General features: G+C 47.7%; 5 protein-coding genes. 3 read left to right on the top strand and 2 right to left on the bottom strand.

The genetic code is table 11. The features are described from left to right. Positions 1-628: 628 nt before the first annotated feature. Positions 629-1,294, bottom strand: a complete 666-nt coding sequence (locus DZC79_RS20380) for a response regulator (RefSeq protein ID WP_118953471.1) — start codon at positions 1,292-1,294, stop codon at positions 629-631. 794 nt (positions 1,295-2,088) lie between these two features. Between DZC79_RS20380 and DZC79_RS20395 the strand changes: the two genes are divergently transcribed. The 3 genes from DZC79_RS20395 (at position 2,089) to DZC79_RS20405 (ending at position 10,204) form a co-directional block, all read left to right on the top strand. Continuing rightward, positions 2,089-8,484, top strand: a complete 6,396-nt coding sequence (locus tag DZC79_RS20395; RefSeq protein WP_118953474.1) for a T9SS type A sorting domain-containing protein — start codon at positions 2,089-2,091, stop codon at positions 8,482-8,484. Between the two features lie 448 nt (positions 8,485-8,932). Continuing rightward, positions 8,933-9,331, top strand: a complete 399-nt coding sequence (locus DZC79_RS20400; RefSeq protein WP_157977311.1) for a hypothetical protein — start codon at positions 8,933-8,935, stop codon at positions 9,329-9,331. Positions 9,332-9,445: 114 nt separating this feature from the next. After that, the gene (locus DZC79_RS20405) at positions 9,446-10,204 is read left to right on the top strand and encodes an SDR family oxidoreductase (protein WP_118953476.1); all 759 of its coding nucleotides are present in this window, start codon (positions 9,446-9,448) and stop codon (positions 10,202-10,204) included. 956 nt (positions 10,205-11,160) lie between these two features. Here DZC79_RS20405 and DZC79_RS20410 read toward each other — a convergent pair. Further along, on the bottom strand, positions 11,161-19,629 hold the full coding sequence (locus DZC79_RS20410; RefSeq protein WP_157977312.1) for a GEVED domain-containing protein: 8,469 nt from the start codon (positions 19,627-19,629) through the stop codon (positions 11,161-11,163). Positions 19,630-20,479: the final 850 nt, after the last annotated feature.

A 20,479-nucleotide genomic window follows, 5' to 3' on the forward strand; every position in this document is an offset into this window, starting at 1 on the left:
GCATACAACAGCATTACCACCGGCATTGGCGGTGCAATCCTGCGCCAGGGCTATGCCTGCGCCCAGGAGCACAGCAGCAGCAGTAAGCAATACCGCCTTTAAAGTAAATTTTGCGTTCATTGTTATTTGGGTATTTATTGGTTAGTAAGGGAATATTTATCTAGTTCAATTGCGTATCTAGGTCAATTGCGCCCCCTTCAATGGAACAGATCAAAAATAGAACTGTTTTATATGTACTTCGTGTCGTATAGAGAAACCCGAATGATGGACCTCAAGAAGTTGAATAGTTATTTTTCTGCGTTATCAATACTGCCCGTTCGAATATTTAATTCTTGGCTAGCATGCAGAGGTAACAAATTCAGGAGAGCTATTTCGCGTGATGGAGTTATTTCTGCAGAGTTTATTTTGCAGCATTTTAATTTGAAGCGTAGTTCTTGCACCGCTTACGACAGATAACAGTTTTCTTGGGTCAAAAAAAGCGGCCTATTTCAATAGTCTACTTTTTAAAGGATTACAAATTGAAGCATGTTTAGCAAACAGGGACAACAAGTATCTGAGCAGTGACTTAAATTCAATTGATTGCCGTTTGAGAATACTGTCGCATTCCGTTCTAGCTACCTGCGCCCGTTTATAGATCATCCAATTGTACGATACCATTCTGCAATGCAAACTTGATGATACCGGCCAGGTTCCTTGCACCTATCCGGCGCGACATATTGCTGCGGTATTGCTCTACCGTACGTTCGGTAAGGTGAAGGCTGGCCCCGATCTCCCGGGTAGTCATCTGCTTGCAAAGTAAACGGATCATTTCAATCTCCTTGCCGGAGAACTTAAAATTGGCGATGAGGTGCGTAGCAGCAAGATCATCTTCTGCATTGGCAAATTTATTGACGATGTGTATGCGGGCCTCCTGGCAGAAATACTCGCGGCCTTCCATAACGGCGTGTACCGCTTTAATAAATTCTTCGTCGTCCTCCTTTTTGATCACATAGCCATTAACACCGGACTGCACCAGCTTTACAATAACATTGGAAGAATAGGTAAAAGTATACGCCAGCACTCTTGTATAGGGCAGCTTGTATTTCAGCTCCCGCACCAAAAGATCTCCCGTAGTGTCCGGCAGTGAGTAATCGACAATGATCAGCTGAGGAAAAAATTGCAGGGCTTTGCTGACGCCGCTCATACCATCATGCGCCATATAAAAATTATCAAATAGATTACCTATAACCAGTTTTATGCCGTTAGCAACCATCTTATGATCGTCGATCACCAATACCGATTTGTACAAGCTCATATCGTTTTATTGTCAGTTTAAATATTACGCACAGGGATCAATTGCGGAGCGGAATAGTCAGCCGTGTACCACATCCTTCAGGAAATCTTTACTGGGAGGACTTGATAGCTTGTGCCAGCCCTTCCTAGTCAGGACCAAAGGCATATCAACCCCCATAGCGACAAGCCTATCTGCTTCCGAAATACTATAGATTACGTTCTCTTCATTGACCTGGTCGCCCGAGGCAAAAGACGTGAATAATTTGTACAGAAGCATGCGTCAATATACATACACCATGCGGAATCGTAGTACTTGAATTTCTGCGTTGCACTTGTTCAATTACAAGCCTGAAAATTTTCTGCGGGCATCTTTCCAATCGCTAACATTGGTTACCAGCGCCCCTTACAAACCATCAATAGTCGTTTTAAGAGTTGAACTTTTACTATTAAAAGAATCAGATTATGCAATGGTTTGAAATTTTCTCTCAACCATGTTGCACTTTTGCACATGACGCAGATACCCGCATTGCACAGCGAAGCCAAAGCGGGCGCAATACACCAGACCAATACCTACACACGATGGCCAAACAAACACTACACTCCAGCTATTTACAGAGCGGCTTTGCATACCGCTATCAGACTGAACTACCCGATGCTGCATGCTCCGGTTCAGGATACCGGCTGGGATAACTGAGTATACAGACCCAAGGCGCGAATCGCCCGGATCTTCATCGGGCTCAGCAAGTCTAAGCTATACAGCGGTACAGGACACCATGTCATATTGCTCTCTTCCATTTTTCACAAAAACCAAAATACATGTACAAGATCTATCCTACATTTCTTTTGGGCCGGATTGCAGAAAGGCGGCAGCCCCCGGGGCCGTTGCTTACAGCGCTGCTTCTATCTACGGCCCTGCTGGGCGGCTCCGTTGCCTATGCGCAAAGTCCCGGTGGCGTTCCGGTAGCAGCCTGGTATAAAGCCGATGCGTCGAACACCGTATTTTCAGATGCTGGTACAACAGCAGCGACAGATAGCACAACTGTTCAGCAGTGGAATGCCTACACAGGCAGCGGCTTTAACCTTCTGCAGGCAACCGCAGGAGATCGCCCGGTATTTTCCAATGTCAAGACACAAGCTAATTTTAATCCTACCGTTACTTTCTCAGGTAGTCAATGGATGCAGTTTACTCCAGGAGCGGGTGTGAATGTGATCGACAGGGCCACAGGGACATTATATGCGGCGGGTTATACAAACGTCAGCCAGAATGCCGGGTTTTTCGGTTTCGATGAGACTATGGACTTCCCCGGCTTGCATATGTACCCCGTAAACTCCTATTGGAAAACATTATTTTTCAGCAACGGCGGACCGGGATATCAAGGACTTGCGCCGGATTCCATGCTGCCCAAGACGTATTTCACTTCCGGTGGTGCATGGCAGAACAATGCAGGAGGAACACCCGCTTATGTTTCGGCTACTGCTTCCTATAACGGGATGAGGACAACATATACCGACAACCAGGTTTATAACGTTAATACTGCCGATGCCTATAAGGAGCTTAGAGTTGGCGGTGACAACAACTTGGGCTCGTTCAATGGACAGCTGAATGAGCTGATGGTATTTGAAGACAATCTGAGCAGTACCCAGATGGACCAGGTAGAATCTTACCTGGCCATAAAATACGGTACTACCTTTGCAAAAGGAACCAAAGATTATCTTAACTCAGCTGGCACACCGGTATGGAGCGCCGCTGTCAATGCCGGGTACCAGAACAACATTGCCGGCATTGCCAGAGATGACAATTCGGGCTTGTTACAGAAGCAATCCTGGAGCACCAATACCGGAAAGCAGGTGCTGATCGGCGTTCCGGGTCTGGCCAATACCAACGCAGCCAATACTGGCACGCTAACCGACGGACAGGCGCTGGTATGGGGGGACAATGGCCTGGCTAAAATACCTTCCGTTGCCGTCGGCAATATTCCGGGAACGAACTATCGTTTTGCATCGGTCTGGAAAGTTCAGAATACCGGCACTGTGGGCATGGTCCGTGTGGCCTGGCCTTCCTCTTCATGGGCCAGCTTCAAGCTTATACAAAGCAGCGACCCTGCATTCAATTTGGGAAATACCATAACCGACATGACCGGCAATACGCAAACGATCAACGGTGTGGTCTATAATTATGCAGATATTACGCTGGCCAATGGCCAGTACTTTACGTTCGCTGCCTTTGTACAGACCCCAGGCGGTGTAGCCTTACCTGCCGTATGGCTGAGAGCAGACGCTGGAACGGATACCACTTTGGTGAGCGGAAGAGTGAGCGGATGGCGGAACTATGGCTACTCGGGCGGCATTGCTGGCCAATTAAGCCAGTCGACGAGCGTTACCTATGATTATCCGTATTTCGAAAATAACATCCACAATTTCAATCCTGCGATAGTAGACAGCTTTACTAATGCAAACGGTGGATTGCTGCTGGCCAATGTATTCCCCAGCTATGCACAAAGGGCCTTATCGACTTTTATACTGCAGAGCCAGCCCGACGTTACCCAGCAAAGGACTATGGTCTCTTTTGGTAATAACATCAATTTCGGAAGCAGCCCGGATATTCCCTGGTTTGCAAGCCAAAGTGCCACTCAGCTTTACTTCTGGTGGGATGGTAGCTATCAACAAGCTCCGGTATTCCCCAATACACTGAAACGCTTCAATAATATCCCCACTATTAATGCCTATTATCGTAGCCAATGGACCAGCAATCCCGACACAACCACATTGAGTATGAACGGGGCCACAGCTACGCTGGCCGGTAATTCCTCCGCTTCAGTCGGCATTGGCAATCATCTTTACATTAATGCGGATGGCGGCAATAACAATCCTTCTGGCGGCAATATCTCAGAGATCCTCAGTTATGACCGTGACCTGACATCTGAGGAAAAATTAAGGATCAATTCTTATTTCAGCATTAAATATGGCATTACGTTGATGACCGGAGACGGTACGGCGGTGGCTAGCTATCTGAGCAGCACGGGAGATACAGTATGGAATGCGAACCGTAACAATGGCTATGCCAACAATATTGCCGGGTTAGCCTACGACTACCGTTCGGGGCTCGACCAGAAGCAATCCATAAGCCAGAATGCAGGTAAACAGGTGCTTGTCGGCACTACCGGCCTCGCCTCAACCAATACTGCCAATATCAGTGCATTAAGCGAGGGACAATATCTGGTATGGGGCGATAACGGCCAACCTAAAACACTTTCTGTTCCCATTACCAATATTCCGGGCGCCAACTATCGCTTTGCATCCATATGGAAGGTGCAGAATACCGCAGCAGTAGGCACAGTGCGCATTGCCTGGCCTGCAGGGCTGAACAGCTTAAAGCTGGTGCAGAGCAGCGACCCCACTTTTGTAAGCGGCAATGCCGTAACCAATATGTCGGCAAATACCCAAACGATCAACGACGTAACCTACAACTATGCAGATGTTACCCTGGCCAATGGCCAGTACTTTACGTTTGCAGCTTCTGTGCTGTCTCCGGGCGGTATTGCCAGCCTGCCCGCAGTATGGTATCGTCCCGATAACGCCAGCGCTTCAAAATGGAAGGATGCCTCCCTCAATGCCCTGGACCTGACCAGCGAGAACGGAGCAACGGTGAGGAGCGGAGACCAGGCGCACAACTTCCACCGCTGGACCACTGCTTATTCATCGACCAGCTATTACAATTACCTGGACAGCACCGTATCCAATACGGATCTTGAAGTAAATCCTGTCTTTGGAAATTATAATTCCAATAGCTTCTCTTATATGCCGCTGACCGTTTTCGGTGTGGCACGCGATACTCTGGCCACCGGAGGCTCAGGAGTGATCACGGGAATTGACAATGATAAATCCTATGCTGCAGAACCGAGTTTTGGGATTTCCGGGGCACAGCAGCGCTTCTATCGGTTCAGTAATAACGCCGCAGCTTCAGGCAATGATGTCCCCATTAACATGTCTGCCGTTTATATGTGGCGTCCTGCAGCCGGTGGCGCTACCGCCAGTGGTACCGATACGCTTTTGATGGGACTAAATGGCGCTTATAACAGATCACAAATAAATAAAGTAAGTAGTGTTGCCGGCCCCTATTTGAAAATTGGCTATTCTGCTTTCAACTGGGGCGCATTCCCCGGAGATATCCAGGAAGTCATATGGTACAAGGACTCGCTGGGTTATAACGATATCAGGAAAGTAGAAACTTACCTGGCCCTGAAATACGGTACCACGCTGGCCCATAGCTATGTGGCGGCATCCGGGGCCACTATTTACGACCGTGTTGCCGATAGCGTGTACAGCAACAATATTGCAGGCATAGGCCGTGAAGATGCCAACGGCGGCCTGGACCAGCGCCAGAGTAATTCCGTAAACACCGGCGACCAGGTATTGATCAGCACTACCGGTCTGAGCAACAGCAATGACAGCAATTCCGTGCAGCTGGCCAATGCGCAGTACCTGGTATGGGGCGATAACGGCCAGGCCAAATCGCCTGCAGTGTATGCCGCCGCTCTGGCATCCCAGGGCGTTAATATGGTATTCAAAGCCACCTGGAAGGTACGCAATACCGGCAGCGTGGGTACGGTAAGGGTAGCATGGCCTGCAGGCATCAACCGCCTGTCCCTGGTGCAGAGCGCCGATGAAGTATTCGACGCTTCGGATGTGGTAACGGATATGACCGTCGATACGCAAACGATTAACGGAAAGACCTACAATTATGCTGATGTGGTATTGGGCGACGGACAGTATTTCACATTCGCTTCCAGGGTAGACCATGCTCCCGGAGGTGTTTTTTCCGGGTTGTCCCATTGGTATAGGGCAGATAAAGATGCCGTAAATACCGGTGACAGCACCAATGCCACTTCCTGGAAAGATTATGCCGCAGGTACGGTGGTAAGCCAGATGGGCACTAATCCCTATCCTTATTACCGCAGTGGTTCTGCCACGTATTTCAATTTTAACCCGGGAATCAGCTTTACGAATGGTGATCAGTCTTTAGGCAACCTGTTGACACAAGCCGTTACCGATACTGCCTACGATATCTTCACATTAACCAAAGAAGGTGTCACCGCAGGAGGAGCAAACGCCCGTATTTTTAGTGTATTAGCCAATAAATCACTGCCTGCGGGCAATATCCATTACTGGGATGGAATTGGGATCAATTTTGATGGCCGGCTGGAGCGATACAATTCCACCTCGGGCCTCGCATATTTAGCCAATCCCGGCACTATTAATTTTCCGGCGAACAGCCCCGGTATTATGTACCACACCTTCACCAATAATACAGTTGCCAAAGGCTCGAATGGCGCCCCGAAAGGCACTTCTTCGATTTCAGGGCCTTACGGCATGATTGATGGTGGATTCGTTTTTGGTTCTACGGTTTTCTCAGGCAACGGATCGGATAATTACAGCATTAATGGTAGCTTAGGAGAGACGATTATTTATGGTGCCAATAATCTTACCCCTGCCGAGAGAAACAAGGTAGACGCCTACCTTGCTATCAAATACGGTATTACACTCGACACCAGCAGGAGCTATCTCAGCTCCGATTCTGTAGTGGTCTGGGATAACATAGCGGACAAAGCTTACTATAATAATGTTGCCGGTATAGCGCGCGATACAGTATCTGACCTGCATCAGAAACAAAGCCGCAGCCAGGTTACCAATAATGCCAATGGCCAGGTAGCTATTGGTCTCGGCAATATCTATGCCACCAATAATGCGAATACGGCAACGCTCCAGGAAGGCCAGTTCATGCTTTGGGGCGATAACGGTAACACGCAGGCTATGACCAACACGGCCTCGACTTATACCACTTTCGCTTATAACGGCAACAGCAACAACCGTCGCATGAACCGTGTCTGGAAAGTGCGCAATACGAATGTAGCGCAAACAGTCAAGCTCCAGTTCCCCGTTGCCTCCGTAGGCAGCACAACGATCACGGGCGAAGATGCCTGCGCCAACTATGCAATTATCTATGCTTCCGATGCGGCCTTTACCACTGGCCTGGTGGTAGCTCCGCTGACCACGAACGGCAGCAACTATGAAGCCTTGAACAATTTCCCGCAGGGCACCAGCTATTTCACCTTTGCCAAGGTCAGTAACCTGGCTCCCGGTGTAGTCGTATTGCCCGGCGCAACCACCGTTGCTCCTACCTTTACCACCTGCGCTACCAATACCTGGAAATATGCGCGCCAGGCCGCTTCGACCAATAAATACCTTGCTATAAGCGGCATGACCGATATACAGCTGGGCAAGCTGAGCGCAACCATCACCCCTAATGGCGCTACCTACAGCAACGCAGGACAAAGCACTAAAGTCATGCCGAGGATAGCCACGGTTACGGATACCACAGCGGGTACCTATACCGGTGTGAAAGTGAGGGTATATTATGATCCTTCCGAGCTGGCGGGTACGGCAGTGACCAATGCCCAGACCAATGGCTGGTTCAAGTACGAAGGCGATGCCGCAACCCTCATCACCGACATCAATACCGATGGCGTATTCAATACGGGTATGGCTTCCCAGCTGACACCAACAGCAAGCGGTGTTGAAGATGGCGTTGCTTATGTCGAGTTCAGCAATGTCGCTCACTTCTCCAGCTTCGTGTACCTGTCTTCCACACAGCCGGTGGGCACGGTGCTGCCGGTAACATTGGTTTCTTTCGATGCTTATCGTTCCGGGAACAGAGTAGCGCTGGCATGGCGCACCGCAAGCGAGCAAAAGAATAAAGGCTTCGGCATCGAACGCAGCGCGGACGGACAACGCTGGAATACCATAGGTTTTGTCCAATCGAAAGCGCCTGATGGCAATAGCCGCGAAGAGCTGAGCTACCAGAGCTACGATGAAACGCCTTTCGACGGTATGAATTACTATCGTTTAAAGCAGACAGATCTCGATGGTAAGTATACCTATAGCCAGATCCGCCAGGTAAGGATCAACAAGGGATCGTCTATCGATATTTATCCCAACCCCGTAAAAAATTACCTAACGATCGGCGGCCTTGCCGGCAATGAGACCATCAGCGTCTATGATGCTACCGGAAGAAAAGTGAAGACGATAGCTGTTGGGGATCATACACTGAAGATCGATTGCACCGCTATGGCCGCAGGTGTGTACCAGGTACATATTGTTTCGGCAACAGGGGAAACTGTCTCCAGGAAAATAGTGAAAATAGCTGGATTCTAACAATTCTGCTTTGGTTAAGAACGGCCTACCGGTATTCCTACCGGTGGCCGTATTTTTTTTCGGTGCGGTGTATAACCACACACTATACATGCAGCTCTGTGTACCAAACGCCACAGGCAGCTTCTATCTTTCTCCTGATAGCTGTACGATATTCCCTGGCATTCCCGGAAAGTACAATCCGCATCCTCAAGTATTTCTGGTACAGCAAAGATTCGCATAAAAGGGCATCATTTTTGTACTACTAGCTAAAGAGCCGCACTATATACACTATATAAATCAACTTTTTTAAAACTGCTTGCTTTCGGCAAAAGGCGGTTATGGTTAAATGAAATGGGCCATCTCAAAGGCTGTATTTTGATCCATAAAGATTTACTCTGCAATAAAATCGATTCTGACCTTCCTGGTATTCGTTATGCAGGCGGCGGAATTTATACAACTGAATAAAAGAATGTCAGCAATAAACGTAGTAATTGCCAGCAGCTCTCCATTCATGCAGCACGGCATAACCCATATACTTGGCAATATAGCGAGGCCACTAAATATTAGAAAGGCCAAAAACTACAGTGAGTTCAACAGTGCCGTCCGGGCAAGCAGCGAAGGCCTGCTGATCACTGATGAGACCATGCCCGACCTCAATGCTGTGAATCATCAGGCCTTAGACATATATGAGATCCCGCCATGGCTAAAAGTCGCAGTATATCACAGACACATGGGCACTAACGGAAAGTACAGCGGAAGAAACAATTGTTACTATATAACCAGCAAGCTGGTTTACATTAGAAACATTCCCGACATTGAAATGCTCCAAGATACCATCGCGACCATGCTGCTATACTTTAGGAAGTAAGCCTTCTTCTGTTTCCTCTTATCGCAATAAAAAAGCGGGCATTATAAAAAGGACAGCCCGCTTTTCATTTAAACCAATTTTGAGTTTATCGTTCACTCATAAAAATCAATTGATATGTCTAAAAATGACCTGAGCAACAAAACAGTGCTCATTGCAGGAGGCGGCAAAAACCTCGGTGGATTGCTGGCAAGGAATTTCGTAAAGAAGGGCGCAGCAAAAATCGCCATCCATTATAATAGTGAAAGTTCCAGAGCTGCAGCAGAAGCAACCCTTGCCGATGTACAGGCGGCCGGCGCCGAAGGCATCCTGTTCCAGGGCGATCTGACTAAAGTAGCGAACATTGTCCGGCTTTTTGATGAAGCCGGGGAAAAGTTCGGGGGAATTGACATTGCCATTAATACGGTCGGTAAAGTATTGAAGAAGCCTTTTACAGACACCACGGAGGCAGAATATGATAGCATGGCAGACATCAATTCCAAAGTGGCGTACTTTTTTATACAGGAAGCGGGGAAAAAGCTAAATGATCATGGGAAGATATGCACTATTGTTACCTCCCTGCTTGCGGCATATACGGGTTTATACTCCACTTACGCAGGCCAGAAGGCACCGGTTGAACATTATACTCGTGCTGCGTCAAAGGAATATGGCTCACGGGGTATATCCGTTACCGCTGTAGCACCGGGCCCTATGGATACCCCTTTCTTTTACGGGCAAGAAAGTGACGAGGCGGTGGCCTACCATAAATCTGCGGCTGCGTTGGGTGGCTTAACAGATATCAAAGACATCGCTCCACTGGTGGAATTTCTAGTAACAGAAGGCTGGTGGATCACCGGTCAGACCATTTTTGCTAATGGCGGCTATACCACCAGATAAACTTACACAAATAGCCGGCGACATCGCCGGCTATTTTAAAATCTGAGGTTATGCTTGTCAAAATCATCGATAGCATCCTTATACTTTTGACTATCTATATAGGGATCAAATGTGCAGTATCTTACTGCGGCATCACTTATGAGCAACATTGCACTGCAGGGAGATAGCATGAATGTTGCCATTTGCAGTTAAATTGAAAGGCAGAGAAATTGAAGAATTATCTTGGGAACCGAAAGAGCGCAGAGCCGCGAAGTATTTGACGTCGGACTTGGAATGTCAAATTACTTTAATTTAAATTGTTGCTGTTATTTTATTCTATAGATGATTTAAACAGCGCCCTGAATAGGCGTATAAATTTATTGAATGGAGTGCCTTTGTCTGCTGTTGTAAGCCAGTCTAAGCCTTAGGTGTCAGAAATCTGGAGTACAATCGATTAATTCCTATGGGAACTTCGATTGTTTAAGTCATTAGATAGTCTGTGATTTCATAGCCAGTGGACCCCATATTCTTATTGCGCTCAAACTACTCTAGCCACTCAAGACAAAATTAGAACATTCCTTGTATTCAATTATATATCAATTCATATTTGCACAACACTGAAAAGGACTCACGGATAAGTCAGCAATAGCGCAGATGCCCATGATTTCGAATTAACATCTATTCGCGTTTCTCCCGGTGCTTGGATATGTGGAAAAACGGCTGTCACTTATAACAGCCCATTTTTGCAAGGACTGAGTACATCGTCCAATTACAGGAAAACGGTCCAGAGCCTTTTTTTGCAGGTATTGTTCACATAACGCCAAAAGCTACGCATAGTAAATACTTTTTAATCCTTTCCGGATTGTAAAAGTTCCTGATTAAAATAAACAGGTATAAGATAGGTAAAACGAAATAAGCGAGGTTGCTGATGGCAACCTCGCTTTCTCTGAGATAAGCAAACTAGAATCTTATAAACATTATAGCTTAATGAATTTAAGTGTTCGAAGAACTTTGTTGTTGTCTTTCACCAAAAGATGATAAGCACCCGGTGTCAGCTGGCTTACATCAATTTTGTGATTTACAAGCACTGTTTCCTTCACTACTTTTTTGCCGGATGCATCTATGATGGTTACAGCTGCAGCTTCATCTGTGCCAATTACCGTAATCATATCCGTTGCAGGGTTGGGTAGCAAACTAACACCTCCGGCGTTACATCCGCCGGAAATCATTAAGATGGCTGAATAGTCTGCAAGGCCATCCGTATAAACCACTCTTAATTGATACATAGCTGTATTGCTGTGCGGAACGTTTACAGTGTAGTCGGTCTTAATGATATCAACAGCAACTTTTTGTATCACGGAAAATGCCTGGCCATCTTCGCTACGCAATATTTCAAATCTTGCAACGGTTGCCAGTGAAGGGATACGCCAGGAGAGTCTTGCTTCACAGCCAACTAGTTTACCTGTAAAGTATTCCATTGTCACAGGCAGCGGTGTACTCCAATTCAAATTATAGATGGCGGGTGTTTGATCCATTACTCCGGCTGCGTCGATGTAGGCGTAACCAAATTCCAGGGACGTATACCCACTGCCTGTAAATTCAACTTGTAGCAGCGATGGATTGAATACAGGGATATTAAATGGATTTGTCAGTGAGGGCGGGTTGATCCCATCAGCACCAAATTCAATAACAGCGCCATTATACCAGAGTGTACCGTTCGTCGGCAAGCTTGTTATAGCCACTGATTTGGTACTCAGCGAACCGCTTACCGACATATCCTCTGCATCGTTACCGGAAAACACCGGCGGGTTAGCACCGATACCATCGAGCGCCAGGAAGCTTCCGGCAGCAGGAGGGCTAATGGTCGTTGTTTTGGTATCTGTCTGCGGTATACGTTCTATCCCGAAACTTTGATTGCTGATAGCAATGCTGCCGGCGTCAAGATTGATAGAAGTACCTGCATCCGGCGTTTGTGCCGCACTGTTACCAGCGCCTACTGCATTAGCTGTTGGCACCCATGCCGCAGGATAAGTAATAGTCTCAGGCGCATTGCCCACAGTACTTTGCGTAGTAGAGACCTGGATCATCATGCCTGTAGTATTTGCAGGTACATTTTCCAGGTTGTAAGTGCCGTCTGCATTTACTGGTATCGATTGCAGCACCATGCCAAGCGGATCAACCAATGTGACGTACAGCAATGTTCCGGCAGGAATACTACCTCCTGCAGGTGTATTATTGCCACTTACATTCTGCTCTCCGGCAGTAGCACCATCACCGTTGGCATCGTCCCAAACAGTACCGGAAACGGAGATTACAGCGAGCGGTACTGCCAGCGTTGCCGTATTGCTGCTTGTTTTTCCTGCATTGTCCGTTACAGTGAATGAAACAGAAGGCGTAACATTACCATCAACCGGGTCGATACGGATCGGCTGTAACGGCACGCCTGTAGCGTCGGTTGGCACAGAAACTCCGCCCGTAGCCGGGAATGAAGCACAGGTTGCTGTAGGACATATTGCCGGTATTGATGCTGCATCGGCATAATAGGTAAGGGTACCTACCGCAATGCTGGTAACATCGCTTGGGAAGCTAGTAATATTTACAGCAGATAAGGTACCCGCCGAAGGGTCGGTGAACAGGAAATGATTAGTGATATCTATGGTGTTGATACCACCAGGATTACCTTGGGATGCTAAAGTATTGTCTACTGCCGCAGGAGGCTGTTCTATACCAAAGTTAGCAGCAGTAACGGTCTCGGTTACATTGCCTAAAAGCAATTTACCATCTGCAAGCGCATCACTGCCGGGCCCTGTTCCATTATGCTCACCCGTAGATAACCATCCACCAGGAAGTGTGACTGCAGGAGGCAATGCACCCACAGTGGCAGCTGTGGTCGTAAGCATCAGCGAATAATTACCACCGTCCAGGTTAGAAAACAGGTATTCCCCTGTTAACGGATTTACAGGAACAACAGCGACTACCAGGCCGGTAACTTCATCGATCAGCACTGCCTGAAGACCTGATGGCACTTCGGTAAGGCCATTTACCGTACCGTCCGTCATACCGTTAACGTCGTTAAATGCAGTGCCTCCTATGTTAAGTACAGGAAATTCCATGGTTACCGTTGCCGCTTCACTTTCCTTGCCGGCAGCATCTACCTCTTTGTAAGTAAAGGTGTATGTGCCGCCGCCGGCAGGTGGATCGAAGGTAAGCAGGGCAGGATCATAGTTGGTTATATTTCCGACGGTAGCTATGTTAGCAGCAGTAAGTAATACACCGTTATAATAGAGGTTGCCTGATGCCGGCAAGGTGCTGATAATAACATGATTCAATGAAGTAGCAGCACCATCAAGCAGCCCTTGCTCAGGGTCAGCACCATTTAGTGTCGGCACCTGTATGGCCGCTATTCCTCCGGGATTGGCGAATGAACCGGAAACATCATTTGCTGTCGGCGGTGCATTTAAACCAAAATTTTGTTCCGTTATATCAGTAATGCCTGTTGTAAGTTCAATTACGCCTAGTTCTGTACCCTGCACCGCTATATTGCCGGCGCCAACATTTTCACCAGTGAAGAGACCCGTTGGTGGCTCTGGTGTAACGCTGGCAGGATTAGTTGTTACGATCAGCATATATCCTTCCGCATTTGGCGGAGCCGGCAGGCTATAAGTGCCATCAGGATTTACCGGCACAGAGACTACAACATTATTAGCGGCATCTACAAGATTCACATATACTCCGCCACCTCCGTCAGAGTTGTTCTCTGTAGCGTCTCTGATACCATCGCCATTTGCATCACCCCATAAATTACCTGTGATAAATATAGCGTTTGGCGCATTTACATTAATGTAATAGTCTTCAACCTCTCCGTTGAACAATTTTACGTCGCCATTATCATTTTTTGTAAATGTGGTAACAGAAGCAGTAGCAACCACCCGTATTTTACCCGTAGTATTTACAGATACGGTTCCCGGAATACTGATGCTTGCCACGGCTGTAGCAGGACCACTGTGCGGTGTAACCCCGGTTACAAAACGATCCACACCGTCATTGAAGCGGCCATTTCCATTTACATCAACCCAGGCCGCCCAATATACATTGGTACCGGCAGGTCCGTTACCATTAACGGTAACATTCAAGTCATAATTGCCACCAGGCACGATCTTGAACGGATCTCCGGATGTGCCGGCTCCTGCCACAGCAGGCGTTAACGGCGCAGCGGAAAGCGTTAAGCCGTGTGTATTGGCATCGCTGACGTTTGTTTCACACTCTGCCGTAGGGTTGTCGGTATTATTACCAAGCCAAACCCTATCACCAGAGGTAAGAATAGTTGCATAAGCTGTTGGCCAGAAAATGGATGCCGTATTTTGAATATTACCAAAGTCTCTGTATTCAGAAGTATTCCAATCAACAAAATAATCCTCAATTTCACCGTCACGTGCTGCGCTAAGGGCTCTTTCGTCAACAGTTGTAATAGGGTTGTCCGCTTTTACTTCAGTTGTTAGCCGGATCCTCATGTAACTGCGAACAATATTTGCTACAGTATTACACTGTACCTGCCCTGCATTTGCCCAGGTCAGCGTAATGCCTGTCTGCTGGGCAGCGCTTGCAGGAATAGTGGTGGTCGCTATTTCGGTAGGTTCGAAAATGTGATTATTGTTCCAGTCAACCCAACCATAAATAGTACCGGTAAGGCCGCTATTATTAAATGCGCTGATGGTGATGCTGTAAGTGCCTTCGCCGTTGTAAGCGCCTTTAATAATACCATCTTCCTCTGACCCGTCGCCGTTGCTGCCTTCATTATCCGCATTGGTATTCACATTTTTAAGGGTAGCATATTCGTCAGTAGGCAATGTAGTACCAAGGTATACGTCTCGTGAGTAGTAGAAACTATGCACCGCACGATTGTCACCGAAACCGCTTTCAAATTCTCCCGGAGCATCGCCGGCATCCAGTAACTGAGCGCAGGCAACTTTGGCATCCCCGGTAGAACTACAGTTGAAAATATACTCATATTGGTTTTCGGTGGTGCCGTCACCTTCGCTTCCATTTATCCTGTGTCCTGCATAACAGTATTTTGAACTGCCATCGGAGACATAAACAGTAGTATGACCGCCTACCTCAACAAAATTCGAACGCTTTCCGGATGTTGCGAAATCCGGTGGTATGGTAGCATAGGAAACCACAGTCCCTGTTTGTCCAATCATACTTCCATCATTGCTGCCCCAGGTGTACATATTACCGGTGCTTGTAATTGCCGCCACTGCCGGGTATACATAAGCATCCTGGTCATTGGCAGCAATAGAAACAACATCGCTGAGATCGGTGGTGCTGTTGACCTTGACCCTAACCCAGTTTGTGCTGCTGGTCGTCGATCCTATCCCCAGTTGTCCGCTACTGTTGTCTCCCAACGCATAAAGGTATCCATCGGTACTCAAAGCATAATAGCCCGGGGTGCTTCCCGTCATCGCAATCATTTTGGTGGCGACCCAGCCCGCAGGCTTAGCCATAGGCCTTGCACGATAAAAGGTACCTGCTGCCGTGTTGGAATTGGCAGGTACCACCGGAGCCACGGTAGACACCGCATTGAGGGCAGTACCGTTACCCAGGTATTGAGATGGCCCCCAGGTGTAAAAATTATCAGCAGCATCTACTGCAAATCCATTGCCATTTGAAATGGCAACATGCTTAATATTGGTAAGCGGCACGCCGGTATACAGGGATACCTGATGCCACAAAGCATCGGCAGTGGTAGTAGCGGTGGTACGATCTCCATAGAGGTTGCTGCTGCTACCCAGAACGTAGAGCGATCCGGAAATGGTCCGGATAATGAGCGCGCCCGGTGTAGCCATCATATACCCGACGTCTGCCGGGTTAACGCCCGCTGGAAGCCCTGTAGTCGCTGCGCCGTTGGCGGGAAGTATCTTCTGGCAAGTAGCATTTGAAGTAAGGGCTGTCGGAACGATCCGACCCTCTGCCCCTGCGGCATAAAGCCCGTCAGTAGATAATACGATTACCTGGCTTGTATTCCCGATACTGTTGGATGCGAGCGTTGCTTTTAGAATTGTTCCTGTTATGGCCGGATACAATGCTTTATTTATAGCTGTCGGGGTAAGTATGTTATCGCTGCCGTAAGCAGATCCAAGCCCCGCGCCTTCTCCCCATATCTTATAAATACCATCGGGCCCTGCCGCTATTGATGCGTGGAATGCAGATTGCATGCGGCCATAAAGAGGACAGTCTGCCATGTTATCAGGCGTTCCTGCGAAATTGGTATTTATTTGATAATCTTCTACCTCGCCTGTGGGTACTGTACCGGTGTAAGTACCGGCGGAATTGCCATGACCTATACTACGCTCATCTAAACGAGGACCACTAGTGGTTGAAGTAAGGTCGGCCATAGCTGTATTGGTGAGCCGCAGACGAACGTATGTTTTTGTATTGGCAGCATTTGCCATCGGCCATACCAAAGGAAGCGTTAAATCGCCTGAACCGGTTACGGTGGCCGTTGCCACTTCGCTGGCTTCAAAGCGACCATTGTCGTTGAAGTCAATCCAACCGTAAAGTGTAGTTGTACCGGTAACTCCCGTACCCTTACGCACCTTTACGTTCAAGGTGTATGAGCTGCCCACTTCAAGCAGCCTCCCGTATTCAGTCGCAGTAAGTCCATTTTCATCGGCGCCATCGCCGTTGCTGCTGTTATTATCAAACCCGGTGCCCACAGAAGCTGGCCCGTTATCGTAGTCGGTAGCTATGTCGGCAGCATGACCTAAATACAATTCTGCAGCGCCCGATGTTATGGTCTGATGTCTTGCCGGGACGGGTGTAAGGGCTGCATTTATTTCATAAGTATTGGGCGCATCACCATAATCGTAAGAAGGATTAACCGTAACCTGGTAATCTTCCACTTCACCCAAAAACACCTCTGTGCCGTATGTAAGTGTATTATTACCGTCTCCGATGGCCAGCCTGTCCACCTGGGTTGCCGTACTGCCGTTAGTGGTATTGGTATTGCTGCTCAGGCGTAAACGCATATATATTTTTGATGCGCCCACAGCACCCATTTGCGCGGCAGTCCATGTAAGTGTTACAAGACCATTATTTGTACCCGTGGCTATTGTCGGCAGGGTAGTAGCGCGCTCCGATTGCTGAAAAACACCATCGTTATTTAAATCAAGCCAGCCATACAGCGTACGCGTGCTCCCGATGTGGTTGGTAACTCTTACACTAACGCTATATGCCGCACCTACGTTTATTGCCGGAAGAGGGCTGGATATACCATTTTCATCACCGCCATCACCATCAGCACCATTGTTGCTATACAAAAATGGAACGGAACCCGCTGAAGCTTCCGCATCCGGGAGACCGCCGATCTTCAGTACATCTGTTGGAATATTTCTCGCTGCTAAATGTACACCATCGCTATTGTTGTCGAATGTAAGCGGCGCATCGCCAAAATCATAGCTTCCATCAACGACGGCTAATTGATAATCCTCCACCTCGCCTATAGGCATGGTTGCATTATTGGCAGCATTGGCGGTTGAGACAGCTCCGTTACCTATACTGCGCTCATCAACAAGCGGACCGCTGCCCGCAGATGTATAATCGTTTAGTAAAGAGCCTGACAATCTCAAGCGCATATAAACCTTGGCGCCGGTAATTGTATTGACAGAAGCTGCAGGCCAGGTAAGCCTTTGAATACTGGCGCCGACGGTTGTAATGGAAACCGGACCAGCAACAGAAAGCTCAGCTGCAGCGAACTTACCATCACCATTCAAATCAAGCCAGCCGTATAAATATTTGGTACCGCTGGCATTGGTAACATTCACTGCAACTGTAAAGGCGCCATTTTTATAAACCACAGGTAAGGTTACAAATGCATCTTCATCGGATAAATTATTAGCGTCGTCTCCGTTGGGGTCGTTGTTGTCGCTTGCCGCTGCTACCGTTGCCGGCGCAGTTTCTCCATCCCACAAGGCCCCAAGGCTGGACCCCTGCTGCTGTTGATGAACAGCAGGGCGATCTGTAGTGCCGTCAAACTGCTTTTCGTAACTAATGGGCAGGTCGCCATAATCTGTTCCGGGTTGCACATCCAGTCTGTAATCTTCAATTTCGCCAAGCGGGACCGCGCTCGCATTAGCTGCGTTGGTTGTCGCTGTAGCCCCGTTACCAATACTACGTTCGTCTATATTTGCGCCACCGGTGGCAGCTGTAGTAAAGTCAATCAATGATATACTTGACAAGCGTAGCCGCAAATATATTTTCGTGGCAGCTATCGGAATCGTTCCTAATTGAGCGGCTGTCCAGGTGAGAGTTACTGCAGATGTACCAACTGTTGTTGTAGTAGCGGTTGCAGCTTCACCCACCTGGAATTGATTGTCGCCATTCAAATCAAGCCATCCGTATACATATTTAGTACCACTACCTCCGGTAACGGGTACAGACATGGATAAACCTGCGGCACCACGGTACACGATGGGCAATACCGTAAAAGCGTCGTCGTTTAATCCATCGCCAAGCGTACCGTTATTATCAGCATTGTCAGCTACATAATTGTTAGAAAGCTCGGCATCAAACGTAGTACCGATACGCCAGGTCGATGAAGCGTACGCCGTTGCCGGTAAATTCATCGTACTGTCCTTATCTGCCTCGAAACCAACAGGCAAATCGCCAAAATCGTATTGCGCAGTAGCAACAGCAGCCCATGAAGCACCTACTGTGATGGCGTCTATGTCAAGTACCGGAGACGTTGCTGCTGTACCCTGGTAAAGTTGCACAGAACTAAAGCTGGTGGCTTCCGCACCATTGGTTGCACTGTAAGACACAGCAGGCGTTGGCTCTGTAACGATTGGCGATGGATTGACGTACAGGTCAACGATATCGTTGGTAGCGCCGGCAACACTGGTGTATTTAAGTACAATGAAATAGGTCACACCATTGGCACGGGGTGTGGTTTCATACACGGGCGTTCCCACCCCTCTGGCTACACCGAAATAAAAGTCGGACGTAACCGGGTCTTTTTTTACATACACTCTCGCACTTGGAGTAGTGGTAGCACCCAAAGCAAAGAAGTAGTCGCCCAACAGTTGAGAAGATGCTACATTGACAACAGCAGCTGCATATACACTTGTACCAGCGGTGGCCACCGATATAGTTGTGAAACTTTTATAAGCATCTTGCCCCGGGGCAGCGAGGCTCACTTTATTGCCGATACCGTTGCCAGGCGCACCTGCGTAAGATAGATTGCCGGTTGATGTGGTAAGGGGAGAACCGCTGGCGATACTCGTCCAGCTTAAACCTGTTGTACCCACCAAGGCAGTGCCGGTAGCAGCGCCAAATGGCTCGTGTAAGGCCGGCTGAGCAATTGCTCTGGTACAAAAGAGCAGCAATACCGAAGCTATAAGCAAATACCGCCCCGACCACCTAAAATAAACCGTAGATTTACTTTCCATAGTTGTTTACATTTTTGTGGTTAAAATGAAGGATGATTAATTGGTATTTATATCATAAAAGTTTGGTTCAGGACGGGATGATCAATCCTTGGCAGAAAGCTTACCTCTGATACTGTTTCCAGGGTAATGAGGCAACAAAAGGAACCGGCACATACCGTACTGAAGGCATATACAGGAAGCCTGACCTATTAAAACAATGGCTATCCGGCTATAAGAAACAAATTTGCTATTGATTTCAACTTCGGTTGTTGCGCTTGTCGAAGCACCACTTTAGCGCTGTACTTCACCTTCCGTGAGAAAAGTGCGACAGGCCCGAGGACCGGTAGTTCTTGTTTCCTATATCCGGATAGTCGCTCAAAACAATATCGGCTAATGCGGCAAGTAAATTTTTTCGACCAGCTCAATCGACGAATTCGCGGGGATTGTTACCAGGTCTATTGCCAAACAGAGTAAGATTGTAAACGAAATATCTTTTCATATTAAGAGGGTTTGGTAAGGGCAGTTTCGGTCAAACAATTTAATTGGCGCCCAATGGGTGTCGAACACATATGGACGCCAATAAAAGTCTATAAAAAACATTATATAATTTCAGACTATTGAATAGCTTCTATATTTGTATTGAAAAAGTTCAATGAGCATAGATTAATGTTTAAGGCCAAAGGCGTGCGAATTGTACCACGAGTAAAAGAAAAGCAGGCAGTATGAATACTACCTGCTTTTCTCCTATTTTTAAAGAGTTTGTTGATTTTGCTGATGTTTCAGTTCTGATCAATATATCTGGCGCACTACCCAATTTCTGTATTCTGTCGCTTACTTTCTGTAGCATTATTTCGGAATGGCGGAGCGGATT

It is taken from the genome of Taibaiella helva (genome assembly GCF_003545695.1).
In the GTDB taxonomy this organism is placed as follows: Bacteria; Bacteroidota; Bacteroidia; order Chitinophagales; family Chitinophagaceae; genus Taibaiella; species Taibaiella helva.